General features: G+C 57.7%; 18 protein-coding genes. 14 read left to right on the top strand and 4 right to left on the bottom strand.

All coding sequences use genetic code 11. The features are described from left to right. The first annotated feature begins 14 nt into the window (after nucleotides 1-14). The 8 genes from SCM96_12615 to SCM96_12580 all read left to right on the top strand — a co-directional run bounded on the left by SCM96_12615 (nucleotide 15) and on the right by SCM96_12580 (nucleotide 8,189). Nucleotides 15-1,124 carry a galactokinase family protein gene (locus SCM96_12615; GenBank protein ID MDW7761461.1) on the top strand — a complete coding sequence of 370 codons (1,110 nt, stop codon included), beginning with the start codon at nucleotides 15-17 and terminating at the stop codon, nucleotides 1,122-1,124. Then, complete coding sequence (gene efp, locus SCM96_12610; GenBank protein ID MDW7761460.1) at nucleotides 1,121-1,684, top strand: elongation factor P; 564 nt, start codon at nucleotides 1,121-1,123, stop codon at nucleotides 1,682-1,684. The genes SCM96_12615 and efp overlap by 4 nt, the downstream gene beginning before the upstream one ends. Nucleotides 1,685-1,692: 8 nt before the next feature. After that, nucleotides 1,693-2,352 carry a ribonuclease HIII gene (gene rnhC, locus SCM96_12605; GenBank protein MDW7761459.1) on the top strand — a complete coding sequence of 220 codons (660 nt, stop codon included), beginning with the start codon at nucleotides 1,693-1,695 and terminating at the stop codon, nucleotides 2,350-2,352. Between the two features lies 1 nt (nucleotide 2,353). Next, nucleotides 2,354-3,568: a DUF401 family protein gene (locus tag SCM96_12600; protein ID MDW7761458.1), complete on the top strand. Its 1,215-nt coding sequence runs from the start codon at nucleotides 2,354-2,356 to the stop codon at nucleotides 3,566-3,568. 395 nt (nucleotides 3,569-3,963) lie between these two features. Next, nucleotides 3,964-4,200 carry a hypothetical protein gene (locus tag SCM96_12595; GenBank protein MDW7761457.1) on the top strand — a complete coding sequence of 79 codons (237 nt, stop codon included), beginning with the start codon at nucleotides 3,964-3,966 and terminating at the stop codon, nucleotides 4,198-4,200. A 54-nt stretch (nucleotides 4,201-4,254) separates the two neighbouring features. Next, on the top strand, nucleotides 4,255-5,337 hold the full coding sequence (locus SCM96_12590) for a hypothetical protein (protein ID MDW7761456.1): 1,083 nt from the start codon (nucleotides 4,255-4,257) through the stop codon (nucleotides 5,335-5,337). A gap of 341 nt (nucleotides 5,338-5,678) precedes the next feature. Then, on the top strand, nucleotides 5,679-6,746 hold the full coding sequence (locus SCM96_12585) for a 6-bladed beta-propeller (GenBank protein MDW7761455.1): 1,068 nt from the start codon (nucleotides 5,679-5,681) through the stop codon (nucleotides 6,744-6,746). A 420-nt stretch (nucleotides 6,747-7,166) separates the two neighbouring features. Next, a complete protein-coding gene (locus SCM96_12580) occupies nucleotides 7,167-8,189 on the top strand; it encodes a 6-bladed beta-propeller (GenBank protein ID MDW7761454.1) in 1,023 nt (340 codons plus the stop codon). A gap of 89 nt (nucleotides 8,190-8,278) precedes the next feature. Here SCM96_12580 and SCM96_12575 read toward each other — a convergent pair whose 3' ends face one another. Further along, nucleotides 8,279-9,301, bottom strand: a complete 1,023-nt coding sequence (locus SCM96_12575; protein ID MDW7761453.1) for a DUF368 domain-containing protein — start codon at nucleotides 9,299-9,301, stop codon at nucleotides 8,279-8,281. Between SCM96_12575 and SCM96_12570 the strand changes: the two genes are divergently transcribed. Then, on the top strand, nucleotides 9,300-10,643 hold the full coding sequence (locus tag SCM96_12570; GenBank protein MDW7761452.1) for an alanine--tRNA ligase-related protein: 1,344 nt from the start codon (nucleotides 9,300-9,302) through the stop codon (nucleotides 10,641-10,643). The two genes, SCM96_12575 and SCM96_12570, sit on opposite strands and share 2 nt — an antisense overlap. On the opposite strand, the gene SCM96_12565 is transcribed toward SCM96_12570, so the two are convergent. Further along, entirely contained in the window at nucleotides 10,634-11,878 is a 1,245-nt protein-coding gene (locus SCM96_12565; protein MDW7761451.1) for an ABC transporter permease, read from the bottom strand. The two genes, SCM96_12570 and SCM96_12565, sit on opposite strands and share 10 nt — an antisense overlap. Continuing rightward, entirely contained in the window at nucleotides 11,875-13,110 is a 1,236-nt protein-coding gene (locus SCM96_12560) for an ABC transporter permease (GenBank protein MDW7761450.1), read from the bottom strand. The genes SCM96_12565 and SCM96_12560 overlap by 4 nt, the downstream gene beginning before the upstream one ends. Before the next feature lie 89 nt (nucleotides 13,111-13,199). Here SCM96_12560 and SCM96_12555 point away from each other — a divergent pair, with 89 nt between their 5' ends. The 5 genes from SCM96_12555 to SCM96_12535 all read left to right on the top strand — a co-directional run bounded on the left by SCM96_12555 (nucleotide 13,200) and on the right by SCM96_12535 (nucleotide 17,288). Beyond that, the gene (locus SCM96_12555; protein MDW7761449.1) at nucleotides 13,200-13,835 is read left to right on the top strand and encodes a pyruvate kinase alpha/beta domain-containing protein; all 636 of its coding nucleotides are present in this window, start codon (nucleotides 13,200-13,202) and stop codon (nucleotides 13,833-13,835) included. Next, nucleotides 13,832-14,392 carry a porin family protein gene (locus SCM96_12550; GenBank protein MDW7761448.1) on the top strand — a complete coding sequence of 187 codons (561 nt, stop codon included), beginning with the start codon at nucleotides 13,832-13,834 and terminating at the stop codon, nucleotides 14,390-14,392. Before SCM96_12555 ends, SCM96_12550 begins: the two co-directional genes overlap by 4 nt. Nucleotides 14,393-14,403: 11 nt before the next feature. Next, nucleotides 14,404-15,180: a pseudouridine synthase gene (locus SCM96_12545; GenBank protein MDW7761447.1), complete on the top strand. Its 777-nt coding sequence runs from the start codon at nucleotides 14,404-14,406 to the stop codon at nucleotides 15,178-15,180. An 88-nt stretch (nucleotides 15,181-15,268) separates the two neighbouring features. Further along, nucleotides 15,269-16,066: an electron transfer flavoprotein subunit beta/FixA family protein gene (locus SCM96_12540; protein ID MDW7761446.1), complete on the top strand. Its 798-nt coding sequence runs from the start codon at nucleotides 15,269-15,271 to the stop codon at nucleotides 16,064-16,066. Nucleotides 16,067-16,082: 16 nt separating this feature from the next. Beyond that, nucleotides 16,083-17,288, top strand: a complete 1,206-nt coding sequence (locus SCM96_12535) for an electron transfer flavoprotein subunit alpha (GenBank protein ID MDW7761445.1) — start codon at nucleotides 16,083-16,085, stop codon at nucleotides 17,286-17,288. Here the strand turns inward: SCM96_12535 and SCM96_12530 are convergent. Further along, nucleotides 17,285-19,738, bottom strand: coding sequence for an AAA family ATPase (locus SCM96_12530; protein ID MDW7761444.1), 2,454 nt, complete (start codon nucleotides 19,736-19,738; stop codon nucleotides 17,285-17,287). The genes SCM96_12535 and SCM96_12530 overlap by 4 nt on opposite strands. Between the last annotated feature and the right edge of the window lie 130 nt (nucleotides 19,739-19,868).

The raw sequence follows: 19,868 nt of genomic DNA, 5'->3' as shown, positions 1-19,868 counted from the left end.
TTACAAATAAGAACATGACCGTCGAAAGCCTGACCGTTTCCGCACCCGGACGCATCTGCCTGTTCGGGGAACATCAGGACTACCTCGGCCTGGCCGTCATTGCCGCCGCGATCGACCGGAGAATCGTCATCCGCGGAAGGCGGCGCGAAGACCTTGCGGCGTCTTTCGATCTTCCCGATACCGGCGAGACCGATGCCTTCTCTCTCGGGCGGGAGGTTCCCTATCTCAAAGACCGGGATTATTTGAGGAGCGCGGCCAATGTCCTTCGGCGTTCGGGCGCCGTGTCGCCCCGCGGTTGGGATCTCCATGTCCACGGGAGCATCCCCATCAATGCCGGAACATCGAGTTCCTCGGCGCTCGTCGTGGCCTGGGTCCGGTTTCTCCTGGAGGCCGCAAGCGATGCGAGGGCCGGTGATCCCGCAACCGTCGCCGAACTGGCCTATCTGTCCGAAGTGGCCGAATTCGGCGAACCCGGCGGCCGCATGGACCACTATGCGTCAGCCCTGGGCGGGGTTCTTCGGATGCATTTCGTTGAACCGATGACCATCGCCCCGCTCCCGACTCCTCCGGGGGAGTTTGTTCTGGGGAATTCGCTCGAAAAGAAAGATACGACGGGCATGCTGGCCCGAATCAAATCGGGAGTCCGGCGGGGTGAGACCGAGGTCGGAGGACACATCCCCGGCTTCTCTCTCCGTTCGGCGCTGACGGATGACGTCGAGGCGGTCATCTCCCGTCTGGATTCGGATGCCGCCCGTCTCTTAAAGGCCGCGCTGCTCAATCGGGATCTCACGGAAGACGGCACCCGTCTTTTTATGGAGGACACATTCGACGCCGTCCGCTTCGGCGCGCTCCTGACCCGCCAGCAGGATATCCTGAGGGACGGCCTCGGCATCTCCACGCCCCGGATCGACGGAATGATCGACGCGGCGCTGGCCTCGGGCGCCCTGGGTGCGAAAATCAACGGCTCGGGCGGCGGCGGCTGCATGTTCGCCTACGCGCCGGGACGGGCCGAGGTTGTAGCCGAGGCGGTCCGCCGTACGGGCGCGGAGGCCGTCGTCGTCCGTATCGACGAAGGAGTCCGGCGGGAACCGCCCGCCTCACGGATAATGCAGGAGGACGCATGATCAACGCGACGCAAATCCGCAAAGGCATGCTCATCATCATGGACAAAGAGCTCTACCGCGTCATGGAAGTCTCGCACATTACGCCCGGCCGCCTCAAGGCCAAGGTCCAGACCAAGCTTCGGAACATCCGGGACATGTCCCAGATGGAATACCGCTTCCGCTCGGAGGACCGGGTCGAACCGGCTTATCTCGAGGAAATCGAGATGGAGTTTCTCTACAAGGAGAACGACGGCTACATTTTCATGAATCTGGAGAACTACGAGCAGATCAAGCTCGACCGCGAGACGATCGGCGATGGCGTCAACTTCCTGACGCCCAATATCGTCATCAAGGTCGAGCGTTTCGAAGGCCGGCCCGTCGGCGTCAGCCTGCCCACCGCGGTCGAACTCGAGGTCGTCAACACCGAGCCAACGATCAAGGGCGCCACGCAGTCGGCCATGTACAAGCCGGCCGAGCTGGAGACGGGGATCACCATCCAGGTGCCGCCGTTCATCAAAACCGGCGACCGCATCCGCGTCGACACCCGCGACAACTCATACCTGGAACGGGCCAAAAAATAACCCGACCCATGAACGACGCAAGCGTATCGCCCGCGGCAGGCCGCATCGGAACGGACGAATCGGGCAAAGGCGATTATTTCGGACCGCTTGTCATCGCCGGGTTTTTTCTTCCGGAAGGCCAGGAGGCCGTTCTCGCCGAAATGGGGGTGCGGGATTCCAAAAGGATGACCGACAACCGCGTCCGCGAGACGGCCGCCGTGCTGCGGCGCGGATACCCGCACGCGGTCGTGGCCATCGGACCGGAGAAGTACAATCAACTTTATGCCAAGATGAAGAATCTGAACCGGCTTCTCGCCTGGGGTCACGCGCGGGTCATCGAGAACGTTCTGGAGCATGTTCCGGCCGGACGGGCCGTCACCGACCAGTTCGGCGACGCCTCGCTGGTCAGGAACGCACTCATGGCCAAGGGGCGGACGATCGAACTCGAGCAAAGGACCGGGGCGGAAGAGGATCCGGCCGTGGCCGCCGCCTCCATCCTGGCCCGGGACGAATTTCTCCGGCGTCTCCAGGCGCTGTCCGCCGAGGCCGGCATGGATCTGCCCAAGGGAGCATCGGCCGCCGTCGAGGAGGCCGCCGTGCGCCTTGTCCGCCTCCATGGTCCCGATTCCCTGGAGTGCTATGCCAAGACCCACTTCCGCACGACCCGGCGCGTGCTTGGGTTGAAATAGCGTGATCCCGTTACTTAAAGTTGCGCTTCTGATCGCCGTCTTCCTGGTTCTGCTCCGGAAAAAGGTCGATCTCGGCCTTGTCCTGGCCTTGAATACCGCGCTGACCGCTCTTCTTTTCGGCATGGACGTTTCCGGATTCGCCGTCTCTCTCTGGAGCGTCCTGTCCTCTCACGAGACGCTCGTCCTTGTCGCGATCGTTGCGCTGGTTCTTTACATCGGCGCCTACCTACAGAACGGCGGACATTTCCGGGTGATGCTCGACGCCCTGAAAAACCTGGTGCGTGAGCCCCGCTTGACCCTCGCCGCACCCTCGGCCTTCATGGGTCTTCTTCCGGTTCCGGCCGGGGCGATGATGGGCGCGCCCATCGTGGAGGAGGCGGCGAAGCGGTGGGGGCTTTCCCCGGCCTGGAAAACGTTTCTCAATTATTGGTTCCGCCACATCTGGGAGTACAGCTGGCCTCTCTATGTCAGCCTGCTCATGACCGCGACGATCACCCGGATTCCCATCAAGACCTTGAGCCTCGTCCAGTTCCCGTTCACGCTCCTTGCGGCCGGGACAGGCCTCGTCATCCTCTTCCGCGGCGTTCCTGCACTGTCTTCCGAGGAGAACGGGGGAAAACCCTGGCCTGAAATCCGTCGCATCCTGTTCAGTCTTTGGCCCGTCCTCCTCACGATCGTCCTGGTCTTCGTCTTCCGCCTGAGCATCGAGGCCGGTCTCGGTGCGTCTTCGCTTTTGGCGTTTGCCCTGTCTCGGGAATCGATGCGGGACCGGACCCGAACCCTGCTTCGAAGCCTGTCCCCCAGAATCATCCTCCTCGTTTTCGCCTTGATGGCGTTCAAAGGAGTTCTGGAATCTTCGGGCGCCCTGGAGGCCTTGGCCGGGACGCTGCGGCCCGGCGGTGTCTCGGCTTATGTTCTTCTCTTCGCCGCGCCTTTCAGTGTCGGGCTTTTGACCGGCATGAACCAGGCTTATGTCGCTATCGCCTTCCCGCTTCTTCTCCCGCTCTTCGGCGAAAGCCGCATGGATCTCGTTCCCGCGATTTTCGCCTTCGTCAGCGGCTTCGCGGGCATCCTTCTCTCTCCCGCGCACTTGTGTCTGGCCCTGACCGTCAACTATTTCCGGGCCGATTGGCGGGATGTCTACAGGCTGCTTGTTCCGGCCGTGGCCGTCGTCTTTTCCGCGGCGCTCATCCTGCTTGGTGTCTCATTCCTGTGATGGGCTCACCGAAGCGGCGGGGAATAACCCGCTTTTGCATCCTCGATGAAGCTTATGGCCGGCGACACTCCTGCCCGGCATGATTATCATCTAAAGCGCGACACTCGCCGCTTGAACCACGTGTCGATTTCGGATTTGAATGAGAAGACTCGGGAGCGGGCCGAATAGGGGTCAATACGCCTCACCTTTTTTGTCGCGCAAATTGGAAATAATAGGAAAAAAATGGAAATAACTTGTTTTTTCTATCCGGGTCTTGACGCCCGGACCTCTCGATCTTATCTTAAATTCGCATCAATCGGTGTGATAGGGGCATGATCGATCGATGAGGATTGTGAATCGGAAATGTCATCCCTCTTGGGGAGGAGGTCGGCAAAACTTAAAAAGGGAGGTGTTTCATGAAAAAACAGGTTTGTTCGTGCTTGCTCATGATTCTCATCGGTTTCGGGATCGTGATGAGCGTTTTGAATTTCAGCACAAAAGCCTATGCCGGTCAAAGTACTGTATATGGAACAACAACTAAGGGAGAATATCTTCTTCAGACTTCTTGGTGGCATCTGAACAACAGACACTTGGGAGGTGACTATTATTGCGTTGACGATGAGAGTAACTGTGCGATAGTTTTCGCTAACTGAACACTGAAAAGATCTCCTCCCCATGAGATCATCATTAAGAAAGAGATCATCACAATGAGAAAAATGTTTTTCATAGGTTTGCTTTTGATTTCGGTGAATCTCTGCTTTTCCTGGGAGGTTAAACTTATTAAAACCATTTCCATCGATGAGCAGGCCTTGTTTGTTGCGGGCTTTTTTGTGGTTATGGAAGACGGGAATCTTCTTTTTCCGGATATCAGAGATAAAAACAATCAAATCAAGGTGTTCAATGAAGAGGGCAAGCTAATCAAGGCTTGGGGAAAAATGGGACCCGGGCCTGACGAATTCGGCGGCCTGGGTTTTCTCGATTATCAAAGCCCTTACTTGGCTGTTGCGGATGCAGGCAAACATCGAATCCATGTGTTTGAAAATATCAAGAATGACGAGTTTATAAAGATAAGCGATTTTCTTACCTGGGAAATCAATGACCACATCAAGATTTACAAGAAAAATGTTTTAATCAATGGATACATCGTTTCACCGAAGGGGGAAGGGCATGTGCTGTTTATGAGAGATTTCGGCGGCAAGAAGACAAAATATATTCTGCCTCGTGAGAAGCGTTTTGGGGCCATGTCGGCGCGAGAATACGAAAGAACAAAAGAAGCGGTTTCAGGCATATCGTCCATAGCCTTTATTGATATTTATGAAGATACGGCTTTCTATGTCAGCGATGTGAGACTCGGGATCGCAAAGATCAACTTGAGGTCAAAGACAATCGACTTCATCGGAAAGGAGCCGAAGAATTTCCGAGCTTTGGCCATGAACAAGAAAACAAGAGAAATGTTGCTGAATCCTCAAGATGGAGTTGATATCATTGGGGATATTCTGACAAAGCATTCCTTTGTCAGCGGCATCTTTGCGGATAAGGATTTCGTGGGTGTCTTGTATGTCAACAGGGAGAAAAACATCGACGGTGTGCTCTATTTTGCGCCCCACATTCAGATCTACGACCATTCCGGAAACCTGTTGCATGAACAGCCGCTTCCTCAGTTTTATTCCGAGGAGAGGTTTACCCCATTGTATTATCAAAAGGACAAGCGCCGTCTTTATCTGTGCTCAATCATCCACGGGCTGGATGCAACAAAGTATGTCATTTATCAGTTTTCCATCGATCCATGAGAAAAAAGACTATTTCTTTCATGCTTCCCTGCGTGGGCTTGGAAGATGTTCAAGGACAAGACCGGGATGTGCGCCGCTTGAACCACGTGTCGATTTCGGACTTGAATGAGAAGACGCTGGAACGGCTATTGACAACCGGGCCTCTAGAATTTATCTTCTAACCATCCTGAAGGCAGCAATTATGAGTATGGGGTGACATGAGCGATTCTGGATCCCGGCGCACAGTTGGATCCATACACTGTCGTTCTGGACCGACAAAGGAATGTGCTTTACAGCGAGGATTGTACCGGGGAAAAAGATGTCGTTAAAGACATCGAGAAAATTCTTACAAGGAATGCTCCATGAGACCTCACAATCTCCTCATACCGTTTATTCTGGCCTTTCTGGTCTGTTCCGCATTCGGGAGCGAGTCGCTCCCCGAAAGAGAGATTCCCATTACCCTATTATTCGAGTTTGATAAGCGAAATCCGAAGCCTAATCAAAGCTTCACTTTTGCGGCGAGAAGATATTTGGATACAGATCACAAGCGTTGTGTATACGTCCTGGACAAAGAGAATCATCGCGTCCTCAAGTATACGGAAGATGGGACCTTCATAACCCAAATCGGGAGCATCGGGAAAAACGCCCCTGATCTCTATTATCCAACGGCCATCAGAATATCCGGAGACCATCTCTATATCGTCGACGGAGGGATATGGATAAAAAAGTATACGTTGGACGGGCAATTTGTTTCGCGAATCGAATCGCGCCGCCCGAGGGAAATCATAGATTGCCTCGACGTTGAACAAGGCCGGGTCTTCGTCAACCTTCGGAAAATCTCAGATGACTTCAACCGGCACAAATTGATAACGGTTTTTGATTCAAGCGGAAAAAAGGTCGCCGAGTTTGGAGATGTTCTGTCTTGCCTGAATATCTATGCTTTCCGCGTTTTCAATAGAACTAGCTTTTCTATCGTCGACGGGAATCTCATAGGAACATTTGTAAGTCCCCCCGTCATTTTTAGGCATACGACTTCAGGCAAAAAGATTTATCAAAAAGACCTGCGCGAATTGGGCCTCGATGTCATAAGGAGAATCACGGAAGAAGCGGTCTGCATGAATATCTATGACACTCCGGAACGCCAAATATCCCCGGAGGGACATATTCGCTCCGCCAATTATTGTCGGGGTTTTGATGTCGACGAAAAATCCGAGGCGTATTATGCGGTGGGGGGTGAGCTCGAAATACCGCCTGTTATTTACCGTTTCGACCGGCAGGGCATGCCCCGTGAGAGTATCAAGCTGAAGCTCGGCATAAATGATGTGGCGGCCGTGGGAATCTTCATCAATCGCGGGCTGAAGACACGGTATGGAGTCGGACATGTCTTGGAAGGAGATACGGCCTTCAAGCCGTTTTTCTTTAAATTTTAACTGGGAGGTTTTGTGATGTTAAAGAGGATTCTTTCCGGAGTCCTGGGGGCAAGTGTCTTGCTGTTGTTTGTTGTGCTTGTGCCAAATCATTCAGCTGGCTCAGAAGCTTGTTCAGAGACCATAACCTGCTCAAACGGTATCACCTACGGGTGCGTGGCTTGGGGACCTGAGCATACGTGCACTAAAGATGAAGATGCCGGCACCATTTCCTGTTCATGGGCAGGTGGGTCGATGACTATAGAATGCCCCCTAGCCGTTTAGCCGTTCATTGAAGAGAAGTAGTGAGCAGCCGAAAGGCCGCTCACTGCTTTTATCAAAATGAAGACAATCAAGCCCGCCTTCGCGGTTATGTTTCTTGTTTTAGGGGCATGGTCTTGCGTTTCGCAACAGGAAAACGATTGGAAGCCTCTCCACGGCACCGTGGATATTGAATTCACCGAAAACGATGTTGTCATCGATTACGAATGGGGACGAACCCATCTCCTGGCGCGGATCCTGGATCTTAAGATTGACCAAGACGAAAACATCTACCTGGCCGATGCCAAGAGAGCCGGCGTTATCAAGATATCGCCCTCGGGGACCTTGCTGGCGGAAATCGGCGGCCGGGGGCAAGGGCCGGGCGAATTCCGGGAACCGAGCCGCCTTTTTCTATCCCGCCGTAACGATCTTTACGTTTTCGACAGCCAGTCGCGGAAAATCGTCAAGTTCGACGATCGGGGCGCCTATGTCAATAGGATCCCGATAAGAAACATATCCGGTTTCCCCCCTCCGGTATGGACGGATTTCTTCGTCGATTACCGCGGACACACATTTTTGGTTTATCGTGAATTGATCTATGACAAGAGTTCTTTTCATTCCGTCTTCGAAATCGATGCCCGGGGCAACAGTGTGAGAACGGTTGCCCGTTTTCTCGAGGAAAGCATGGAGAAGGGCCTGTCTTCCGGGGGCGGCGTGATGGGCAGTGCAATCCACCAGTATACCCCCCGGGTTTTCCTGTCGTCTTCGGGTCCGCACTTTTATTTCGGGTGCAGCGATGACAGCCGGATTATCATGATGAACAACTTGGGGGAAGAGGTACAAGTCGTCGTGATCGCGGATAAGACCGTGCCCATAAGCGCCGAGGAAAAAAAGCACTTCGAGCACGCGTTTCGCAACCATCCCGGCATGTTGAAACTCCCGGATGCCCGGCCCCTTTACTCGAATCTTCTCTGCGACGAAACGGACAGATTGTACCTCGTCCGGACAAAATCGGTACTGGATAAAACCCCCGGGGCGATCATCGACGTCCTGTCCGCCGAAGGAGACTTCCTCTCGCGCATCCGATCGCCGATCGCGCCCCACGCCGTGCGGTTCGGCAGGATCTATGCCGTTGAACTCAACGATCTCGGCGAATACCGCATCCTGAGTGCGGAAATCCCCGGCGTTTCATCCTGGAAAGACTGATTTCGCAAGACGGAAGCCTCCAGGATCACGTTTGGCGAATGGGGTGTCAATCAACGCGCGGGATTTGCGAGGGTGAACGGCGCAGAGGCTTACTTTTTCAGGCGGTTGGCCCAGGCATCGAGAAGGAGCACGGTGCCGCAGCCGGCCAGGGCCAGCAGGAGGGCGGCAACGATCTCCATGTTGAAGGCGCCGCCGACGAAGGCCTCCGGCAGGATGTTTTTCTGAACCGAGGGAACCAGTTGGCCGTGCCGGTCGGTGACGAAGGCCAGGTCGAGTTTCCATGGCCAGACCTTGCGCAGGCTGCCCAGCATCAAACCCGTCAAAACGGCCACGGTCGCGTCATGGTATCGCTTGAACAGCCAGCCGAGAATTTGGGCGAACGATACGATGCCGATGACCGCCCCAGCGCCCACCAGGGCGATCGTCTGCAGGTCGCGCTGGTTGACGGCGCTCAGGACCGCCTGGTACTTGCCGAGCAGGACGAGGATGAAGGCGCCGGAGATTCCCGGCAGGATCATGGCGCAGATGGCCACGGCGCCGCTCAGAAAGAAAAACCACCAGGTCTCGGGCGTTTGAACAGGGACGAGACCGACGATCACGTAGGCGCCGGCCGCTCCGGCGATCATGGCCGCAGCCAGCGGGACTGTTCGTTTTTGAAGCCGTTTGCCGACGACGACGATCGAGGCCAGGACGAGGCCGAAAAAGAAACTCCAAATCAAAACGGGCTTGTTGACGAGGAGCCATTCCAATCCCCGGGCCAGGGTCAGAACGGCCAGAACAATCCCGAGGCTCACGGCGGCCAGGAACGGCCAATTCAGGATCCTCAGCATCTCGCGGATGTTCAGGCGGAGCGCCGCCCGCAGAAACGGAGGCCGTCCGACGGCCCGGATGGACTGGATCAATTCCTCATAGATGCCCAGGATAAAAGCCATGGTTCCGCCGGAAACGCCCGGCACGACGTCGGCGGATCCCATGCAGAAACCGCGAAAGACGAGTCCCGGGTATTCGCGCAGGGATCGTGTCCGGCGGTCATCGCCGTTATCACGCGGCGCATGTCCCTCTCCATCTCCATGTCCGGTTTTTTGGGTTGTGTCGGATGCTGTGGGCGGCATGAGCTTGGGATTCTCCTCGGCTGAACGTTCGGTCCGCGGCGCGGCGGACGCCCATCATGCCGCAAACGGCGAATCGAAGTCAAGACGGCCGCTTGAAAGAAAGGCCCAAATCGCTTATCGTGATCTCATGATCGAAAGTGACATCAGCGGGACGACGCGCCGCCTTTATTTCGAAGATCCCTATCGAACGGGATTCGAAGCCGAGGTCGTGGAAAAATCCGTCCGTGACGAACATCCCGCGGTCGTTCTCGCCGAAACCTGTTTTTATCCCGAATCAGGCGGGCAGCCCGCCGATAAGGGGACGCTGAACGGGACCGAGGTCCTGGACGTCCGTGACGAGAGCGGCCGAATCGTCCATGTTCTCGCCAAGGATCTCGACGGGACCCGCGTGAGGGGAGAGATCGACGGCCGGACGCGCTTCGAGCGCATGCAGCAGCACACCGGGCAGCACATCCTGTCCCAGGTATTCGTCGAGATCCTGTCCGGAGAGACCCGCTCCTTCCACATGGGCGACGACGTCTCGACGCTGGAAATCGGAATCGGAACCGTTTCCGATGAGGACGTGGATAGGGTCGAGGATCGGGCCAACGCGGTCGTTTTCGAAAACCGGGATGTCAAAACATATTGGGTCGACGAAAACGACGTCGATCGGGTTCCGTTGAGGCGGCCTCCGAAGAAGTCGGGGACGCTCCGTATCGTCGAGGTCGACGGCTTCGACTTTTCGGCCTGCGGCGGAACCCACTGCCGCAGAACGGGCGAGGTCGGCCTGATCAAGATTCCGGGGTGGGAGAAAATCCGGGGCAACGTCAGGTTCCGGTTTGTCTGCGGCTTCCGGGCCCTTCGCGACTATGCGGAGAAGACCCGGGGCCTGCGCCGTGTGGCAGGACTGTTTTCGACCTCGGAGAGCGAGGCGCCCGACTGTGTCGTCAAGGCCCTGGATGAGGCGAAAGAGGCGAAAAAGGCGCTGCGCCGGCTGGAAGACGGTTTGGCGGCCTTCGAGGCCCGCGACATGTGTGCCGAGTCTGACGGCCCCGTCGTCCGAGCCGCCTTCTCCGACAAGTCGCCGGAGGCCGTCCGCGCTCTGGCCTTGAACATCATTCGCGGCGGAGGGCATGCCGCCGTTCTCGGCTTGGCCTCACGGGACGTCGCCCGGCTCTGGCTGGCCGCGCCGGAATCCCTCGGCCTTGATGTGCGCAAGGCCGTGCCGGCCGTTGCCGCGGTTGTTCCCGTCAAGGGAGGAGGACGATCCTCTCTTGTTGAACTGGTCCTCGAGGATGCCCGCTTCCTGGAAAAAGCCCTCGATGCCGCCGCCGCCGAACTCCTGAAGTTCCTTTATTCGTAGCGGAGGGATTCGATGGGATCGAGCCGGGAGGCTTTCTGGGCGGGAAAGATCCCGAAGAAGAGCCCGATCGAGATCGAGACTGTGAGCCCCGCGACGACCGACCAGGCGGAGACCGTGGCCGGAAGGGGCGTCGCGGCCCGGACGAGCATGGCCAGGCCGAAGCCGATGACGACCCCGATGATCCCTCCGATCCCGGTCAGGAATATCGCTTCGATGAGAAATTGTTTCAGGATGTCGGCGGACCGAGCCCCGATGGCCTTGCGGATCCCGATCTCTCGCGTCCGCTCCTTGACCGAAACCAGCATGATGTTCATGACGCCGATGCCGCCGACGAGAAGTCCGATGGAAGAAATGACGATCATGACCAGGTAGGCGGCGCCGGTCAACTGATTATAGAGATCGACGAGGGTGTCCTGGGTGAAGACCGCGAAGTCGTCCGGCTGCCCGAAACGGACCTTGCGGCGCTGTCTCAGAAGGTTCCGGATTTCTTCGATGGCCGCGTTCAGCTCCTCCGGCCTCCTGGGGACGGCGGCGATCTCCAATCCTTCGGGATTGTACGGGAAATATTTCATCAAGGTTGTTAGGGGCATGCCGACGAAATTGTCACGGCTCTGGCCGAACATCTGGCCTCTCTTTTCAAGGACGCCGACGACGGTGAAATTTTCAGGTCCGATCCGGATCTCCCGGCCGACGGCGCTCGTGAAAGGGAAGAGGGTTTCGGCCGTTTCGAAGCCCAGGATGGCGCTCCGGGCGCTGCGGGTAATTTCGGATTCGGTGAGAAACCGTCCTTCCTGGGGGAGATAGAGAGCGTAGACCGTGGGCCAGTTCTCGTTCATGCCGATGATGATGGCGTTTTCACTGGTAATGTTGCCGGCCTTGACGGGAATGGGCTGAAAAATATCCGCCGTCATGGAAACGGCAACGGATCGCACGGAGGGACATTCCTCCTGGATGGCCATGGCGTCTTCAAAGGTCAGGTCCCGGCGCCGACGCTCTTCCTCGCTTCGTTGTCCCATCTGGACGGGATCGTATTTGCCGACGAGAATCAGATCGGCCCCCGCCGAAGCCAGCTCCTGGAGGAAGGATCGGTTGAGTCCCTGGATGACCGAAACCATCCCGATCACGGTCATGACGCCGATGACGATGCCCAGGACCGTAAGGAGCGAACGCATCTTGTTGGTCCGGAGGGATTCGACGGCCATCCGGAAGACCTCGCGGATGATCTGGAGTCTCACAGTTCCGACCTCAGGGCTTCCACGGGATCGAGCTTGGCCGCCTTGTTGGCCGGGTAGATCCCAAAAAACAGACCGACGCTCCAGGACATGACGATGGCCAGGATGATGGATACGGGTTCAACGCGCGAGGGCATGGCCGTTGCCGCGGTGACGATGCGGGCGACGCCGATTCCCAGAAGGATGCCGATGAGGCCTCCGACGGCGGCGATGATGGACGATTCGAGCAGGAACTGCAGAAGAATGTCCTTACGGCGGGCTCCGACGGCCATCCGGATGCCGATCTCCTTGGTTCTCTCCGTCACCGAGACGAACATGATGTTCATAATGACGATGCCGCCGACGAGAAGAGCGATCGAGGCCACGGCGATCATGGCGAAGTAGACGCCCGACGTCGCCGACTTGTAGATCTGAATGAAAGTCTCCGACGTCTGGAAGGAAAAGTCGTCGGGATCCTTGTAGGTCCGCTTTCGCCAGGCGCGGAGGAGCGTCCGCACCTCCTCCTGGGCCTGGATCATCTTTTCCTGGGAGGCGGTGTGGATGTTGATGTCAAGAGAGCGGCGGGAGCCGTAAATCTTTAAAAACGTCGTGATCGGAATGCGGACGTAGTTGTCCTGGCTGAATCCCAGGATTTTTCCCTTCCTTGTCCCGACGCCGATGACCTGGAAATCGCGGTTTCCAACCTTGATGCGGCGGCCCACGGGATCGATGCCCTGAAAAAGATTTTCCTCGACGTCCGCCCCGATGATGCAGACCATCCGGGAGTGGCGCTCATCTTCGATCTGAAGATGGCGGCCTTTTTCGAGTTCGAGGGTCGAACCGATGAGATGATCGACGGAGGTCACGCCCCGGACCTGGGTGTCGCGGACGGACCGGTTGCGGAATTTCACCTCGCGGCTGGTGCCGGTCGAGGCGCCCACAAGTTCGCAGGACCGGCAGGACTCCCGGAGAAAACGCATTTCTTCGAGCGTAAGGTCGCGCCGTTTCATCTGGTCGGTGAAGTCCTTGAGGGACATGTTCATCATCGAGAATTTGGAGATGGAGAAATCATTCGCTCCATAGAAGGCCATCTTGGTGTAGACGTAGTTGTTGAGCCCCTGGATCACGGAGACGACGGCGATGATGGTCAGCACGCCGATGATGACGCCCAGGAGAGTCAGGAACGTCCGCATTTTGTTGGCGCGCATGGACGATACGGCCATCTCCAGGGATTCGGTGATATGCATTCGGGCCATGTTTCCCAATACGAACCGGAATGGAAAAAGTTCAGCCCGTCTTGACTTTGCCTGTCCGGGGCCGCACAATGATCGCTGAGGAGGGCGCCATGGCCAAAAGAAAGACTCCGGAATCCCCGGCGCGCATCAGCGCCTGCCTGTCTTTCGATGCGCCGGGGCCGCAAAACACGGACCGGACGCTGGCCTGGGCGGCCCGGTGCGCCGGAGAACTCGGCGTGGGCCGGGTTCTCGTCGCCACGACCTCGGGGAAAACGGGCGTCAAGGCGCTGGAGCACTTTCCCGCCGATCAGCTCGTTGTGGTCACTCATTCCACGGGCTTCTCGGGCCCCGATGTCCAGGAGCTCGAAGAAAAACACCGAAAGCGGATTGAAGCCGCCGGCGCCGAAATCCTGACCTGCCAGCACGCCTTCGGCGGCGTGGGGCGGGCCGTGCGCCGGAAACTGGGCACGTACGAACTCGATGAAATCATGGCCTACACACTTCGCATTTTCGGCCAGGGAACGAAAGTCGCCGTGGAAATCGCCCTCATGGCGGCGGATGCCGGACGGGTTCCGCACGGCATCCCCTGCATCTCCATCGGGGGAACGCAATCCGGAGCCGACACCGCGCTTCTTCTGCAGCCCTGTCCCGCCCAGTCTTTTTTCGACATGAAAGTGATGGAAGTTTTGGCCCGTCCGGCCTGGAGAATCCTTCCGGATCCGCCGAAAAAGGGGATGAAAGCATGAGACGAACATTGTCCGGAATCTTTGTCGCCCTCGCTTTTATGGCTGTTCTGTCGCTTCCGGCAGAGGCCGGATTCTATCTCGGTCTTCAGGGAGGGGTTTCGTCCCAGAAAGCGAAGCTGGACGGAATATCCTTTGACCGGGACCAGACGTTTCTCTACGGCGCCCGTGCCGGTGTGAACGTCCTGGCGTTGGCCTTTGAAGTTCAATGGCTCCAGGCGGCCCACAATCTTGATTTTCAGGATATCACTCCGGAAATGTGGAAAAACCGCAAATTGGACTACAGTCATCTGGGTCTTTGTGCCAAATTTTTCCTTCCCATGCCCATCCTAAGTCCCTATCTGACTTTGGGATATGGGTATTATTGGGCGCATATCCCCGGCGTCGAAACCGAAAAAAAGACGGGATTTAACGCCGGCGCCGGCCTGGAAATCCGGCTGGCCCGGAAATTCGCCCTTGCCGCGGAAGCCCGCTATCACCGCGTGGGACTCGGTTTGGAGGAGGGCAAACTCACGCTCGGCAACCTGGCTCTAACCGGAGGATTCAACATCTATTTTTAGGGTCTGAAGAGATGACGGTCCGTTTAAATAAGTACCTCTCGATGGCCGGCGCGGCTTCCCGCCGGGAAGCCGACCGGTTGATCGTCGAGGGAAAGGTCAAGGTTAACGGCCTTGTGGTCACGGAACTGGGAACCAAAATCGATGAAGAGACGGACAGGGTGGAGGTCGGCGGCCGGCCGGTCAGCCGGGAAAAGCTCGGCGTGACCGTGCTTCTTCACAAACCGAAAGGCTTTGTCACAACCGTTAAAGACCCCCTGGGACGGCGGACGGTCATGGATCTTCTTCCCCAATTGAAAACCCGCGTCTTTCCCGTGGGCCGGCTGGATGCCGACAGCACGGGCGTTCTGCTTCTCACAAACGATGGGGAACTGGCCTTCCGTCTGACCCATCCGCGCTACGAAGTCAAAAAACGTTATGTGGCACAAGTCGACGATGTGCCCACGGACGAAAGCCTGGCGAAGCTGAGAAAAGGCGTATTCCTGGAAGGCCGGCGCACGGCTCCGGCCAAGGCCGATATCCTCTGGAGGGCGGACGGACGGAGTATCTTGGCTCTCGAAATCCACGAGGGCCGCAAACGAGAAGTCCGAAAAATGATAGAGGCCGTCGGGAGCCGGGTCCGCGAACTGAAGCGGACGCATTTTGCCGGGCTGACCGCGAAGGGATTGAAATCCGGGGACTGGCGTTTTCTGACAGAAGGGGAGACGGCCCGGCTCAGGAAGGTCGCCGGTCTCGACGCGCAGGAGAGCCGCCCGAAAAAAAACGCCGCCTCCCGCAAAAAACGAACCTAACCGGCCGTTGCCGGATTCCCCGTAAAACCTTGACGAGACTGGAAAGCTGGTGATATACAGAAACCGCAATTCATGAAGGGAGGACCCATTGAGAATCGCCGTTTGCATCAAGCAGGTTCCGGATACCGCCGATGTCAAGATCAATCCAGAGACCAACACCCTGATCCGGGAGGGGGTGGCCAGTATCACGAATCCCTTCGATGAATACGCTCTGGAAGAAGCGCTCCTCCTGCGGGAAAAGCATGGAGGCGAAGTCCATGTCGTCAGCATGGGGCCGCCCCAGGCCGTCGAGGTTCTGAAAAGCGCCCTGGCCGTCGGTGCGGACAAGGTCCACCTGGTTTCGGACAGGGCCTTTGCCGGCGCCGACACGCTGGCCACGGCTTACGCCCTGGCCCGGACGATCGAGCATATCGGCGGCGCCGACCTCATTCTCTGCGGCAAGCAGGCCATCGACGGGGATACCGCTCAAGTCGGTCCGGGAATCGCGACCCGCCTGGGCATCCCGCAACTCACATATGTCTCGAAAGTCGCAGAACTCGACCCCGAAAAAAAGACCATCCGGGTCGAACGCCTGCTCGAGCACGGCCGGGAAATTGTGGAATCCTCCCTTCCGGCCCTGCTGACCGTCGTCAAGGACATCAACAAGCCGCGCCCGCCTTCGCTCATGGGCATAAAAAGAGCGGCTCGGACCGAAATCCCCGTGTTGACGGCCGGGGATATCGGCGCCGACGAAAATCGGATCGGACTCAAGGGTTCGCCGACCTGGGTGTCGAAGATTTTCACGCCGGAGGCCCGGAGCCGGGGCGGAGAGATGCTCAAGGGCGATCCGCAGGAGGCGGTCTCCGCCCTTGTCGACAGGCTGATGGACACGAAATTCGTCAAGTGAGGATGAGGAGAAACCCATGGCCGAATTGAAAATCGACGCCGAAAGCTGCACCGGTTGCGAAGCCTGCATCCCGACATGTCCCTTCGGAGCCCTGAGCATGAAAGACGGAATCGCCGAGGTCGACGACGCCTGCACCTTCTGCGGTGCCTGCGTCGACGTCTGCCCGGTCGGGGCCATCGTTCTCGAAAAGGAGGAGAAAGCCGCCGCCGCCGATATGTCGGCCTACAAGGATGTCTGGGTCTTCATTGAACACGAAGAAGGCCGGGTTTCCGCCGTTTCATTCGAGCTTTTGGGCGAAGGACGGAAACTGGCCGACGACCTGGGCTGCCGGCTGTGCGGCATGCTGTTCGCGGATGCCGGGGCCGCGCCGGGATATGCGGCCGAGGCGGTCGCCCATGGCGCCGAAGCCGTCTATGTCATGGAAAGCCCCCTGCTCACACAATACCGCACGGATCCCTATGCCCGGGCGGCCGTCGAGTTGATCCGGAAATACAAACCTGAAATCGTTCTTTTCGGAGCCACGGTCCAGGGCCGGGATTTCGCAGGGGCCGTGGCCACGACTCTGGAAGCGGGATTGACGGCGGACTGTACCGGACTGTCCATCGATCCCGAAACGAAATTCCTCAAACAGACCCGCCCGGCCTTCGGCGGAAATATTATGGCCACGATTCTCGACTATCCTCAATACCGGCCTCAGATGGCCACGGTCCGGCCCAAAGTCTTCGCTCTGCCTCCCCGGGACCCGTCCCGGACGGGAGACATCATTACGGAAACCCTTCAAATGACCGAAGAGGAGGTCCGGACCCGGATCGTGGAGTTCATCAAGGGAGAAGAGACCGTCAATCTCCCCGATGCCGAAATCATCGTTTCCGGGGGCCGGGCGATGGGAAGCGCTGAAAACTTCGCCGTCCTCCGGGAACTTGCCGATGTTCTCAAAGCCGCCGTGGGCGCTTCCCGGGCGGCCGTCGATGCCGGCTGGATTCCCTATAAACATCAGGTCGGGCAGACCGGACGGACCGTCCGGCCCAAGATTTATGTCGCTTGCGGGATTTCAGGTTCCGTCCAGCACCAGGCCGGAATGAAGACCTCCGACGTCATCATCGCCGTCAACAAGGATCCCGACGCGCCCATTTTCCAGATCGCGACTTACGGCATCGTCGGCGACCTGTTCGAAGTCGTCCCTCTCCTCACACGCGAACTCAAAAAGCAGCTCAATCGTTAAGCGTCTTTCGGCTTGTCGGACGGTGCGGCGGCGGAAAAATCCTTCCAGGAGCGGGCCAGCCTCTTGAGCTCCTCGTCGACGAGCCGGTTGACCGTTCCTTCCTCGAATCGCCCGTCCTCAATGCGGGCGCCCGCCGGAACGCCGGAAAGGATCTCGATGCCCTCATCGATGGTTTTGACCGGGTAAATGTGGAACTTTCCTTCGGCCACGGCTGCCACGACATCCCGGCGGAGCATGAGATTGCGGATGTTCTGGGGAGGGATGAGAACACCCTGGCTTCCCGTCAGACCCTTGGCCCGGCAGACGTCGAAGAACCCTTCGATCTTTTCGTTGATGCCCCCGATGGGCTGAATCTCGCCCTTCTGGTTCAGGGAACCGGTCACGGCGATGTCCTGGCGGAGAGGCAATCCCGACAGACTGGACAGGATGGCATACGCCTCCGTCGATGAGGCGCTGTCGCCGTCGACACCGGCATAAGACTGCTCGAAAGCCAAAGAGGCCGACAGGGCAAAGGGTTTGTCGGCGGCGAATTTTCCCCGGAGATAACCCGAAAGAATGAGAACACCCTTGTTGTGAGTGCTTCCGCTGAGGTCGGCTTCCCGCTCGATGTTGATGACCCCGGCCCGGCCCACGGAAGTCCGGGCCGTGATCCGCGTCGGTTTCCCGAACATGAATTGGCCCATGTCGTAGACGGACAGCCCGTTGACCTGCCCGACGACGGTACCCTCCGTGTCGATGAGAATCGTGCCTTCCTCGATCATCTCCTGGATCTTGTCCTCGATCAGGCTGACGCGCTCGAAGCGCTCCCGGACGGCCCGCTCGACGTCGTCGCTTCCGACGAGGGTTTTGCCTTCCTGAGACGCCCAGTAGCTGGATTCGCGGATGACGTCGGCAATGACGTGAAAGCGCGTGGACATCTTTTTCTGACGGCCGGCGATCCGGGTTGCATATTCGACGAGTGCCGCCAGGCCGTCCCGGCTGAAGGCCAGAAGATTGTCCTCCCGGCAGATTTTCTTCACAAAGCGCACATAGTTGTGGACGGTTTTTTCGTCGCGGGGGGTTTCGGAATCGAACTCGGCCTTCATCTTGAAGATTTTCTTGAAATCCTCGTCCAGGAAATAAAGAAGGTTGTAGAGGCGGGCGTCGCCGATCATCACCACCTTGACGTTGCAGGGCACGGATTCCGGCTTGAGACGCGAGGTCGAAATCAGATACATGGACAGGTAGTTCTGGATTTCGAACAACTGGGTTCGGAGAGTTCTCTTCATGGTTGTCCAGACCCCGGGTTCGACAAGGGCGTCGAGCGCGTTGACGATGAGATACCCGCCGTTGGCCTTGAGAAAAGAGCCGGCCTTGATCCGGGTGAAATCCGTCTGGCCGATGCCGAACCGGCTGTAAGCGAATTCGATGGATCCGAACAGGTTGAGGTAGGTCGGATTGTTCTCCATGATCACGGGGGCGCCGTCGAGTTCGGAATTGTCGACCAGAAGATTGGCCCGGAAGGCCAAAAATTCATCCCGGGGTTCCGGATTCATGTCGTCTTTTTCTTTTTTCTGCGGCTTGAAGAGCTCGATCGTTTGGATGAGATTCTGCTCCACCTCGGACAGATATTCCTCGATCTTGGGCACCGGGAAACGGGTTCGGATTTCATCGACGCTGCCCTTGATCAGGGGCGTGATGGATTCCTCATCCCAATTTTTCAGGAGGGCCCGGGTTTCTTCATCGATCTCGCGGAGTTTGACGAAAACCTCCTCGAGTTTGACCGTCAGTTTTCCATATTTCTCCTTGAGAGAGTCGAGAGCGGCCTTTTCGAATTTCTTCTCCTTGACCATGGCCTCGAGCTTCGGGAAGGGTGTCGGCTCGCCCTCGATGACCGGAATGAGGTCGGGCCTTGTGAACAGACCCACCTGCACCTGAATCACGTTGAATCCCTCGGCGGACACTTCGTCTTCGAAGGCCTGAAGAATGTCTTTCTGTTTTTTCTGCTGGCCCTCGACGATCATGTCGCGCCGTTCGGAGTAATACTTGCTCTTGAGAAGCTCCGGGATGTTGGCCTTGAGCATGTCGATCAAGCGGTCCAGGGCCTGCCCGAAGGATCGGCCTTGTCCGGCCGGAAGGGTGATCAGGCGCGGCTCGTCGGGGTTTCTGAAATTATTGACATAGAGGATGTCGTCGGGGATATCCCCCTTGGTGCGGAGCTTTTCCAGGAGACCCTTGATGGTTGTTGTTCTCCCCGTTCCGACCAGCCCGGTGATGAAGATGTTGTAACCCAAACTCTTGATATCGAGACCGGTCCGGATGGCCTTGAGGGCCCGCTCCTGGCCGATGATCTCTTCACAGGGAGTGGCCTCATCGCTTGTCTCAAACGGGATGATGTCCGGGGTGCAGACCCACCGCAATTCGTCCGCGGTCAGCTCCGGGAATCGGGTTTCAGGCTTGTTCTGATTCATGGCGTCTCCTCGGATGGAAATGACGGATTCCTACTACTTAACACAAACGGCGTCCGGCCTCAAGGCGTCCCCGTGCAAATCGGAAGGAGTTCTGCTACAATAAGCCCACTTCGAAATCAGGAAGGTGACA

The organism is Acidobacteriota bacterium (assembly GCA_033549365.1).
Taxonomy (GTDB): domain Bacteria; phylum Acidobacteriota; class Aminicenantia; order Aminicenantales; family Saccharicenantaceae; genus JAWSUF01.
This window is presented reverse-complemented; position numbering and strand designations above follow the sequence as displayed.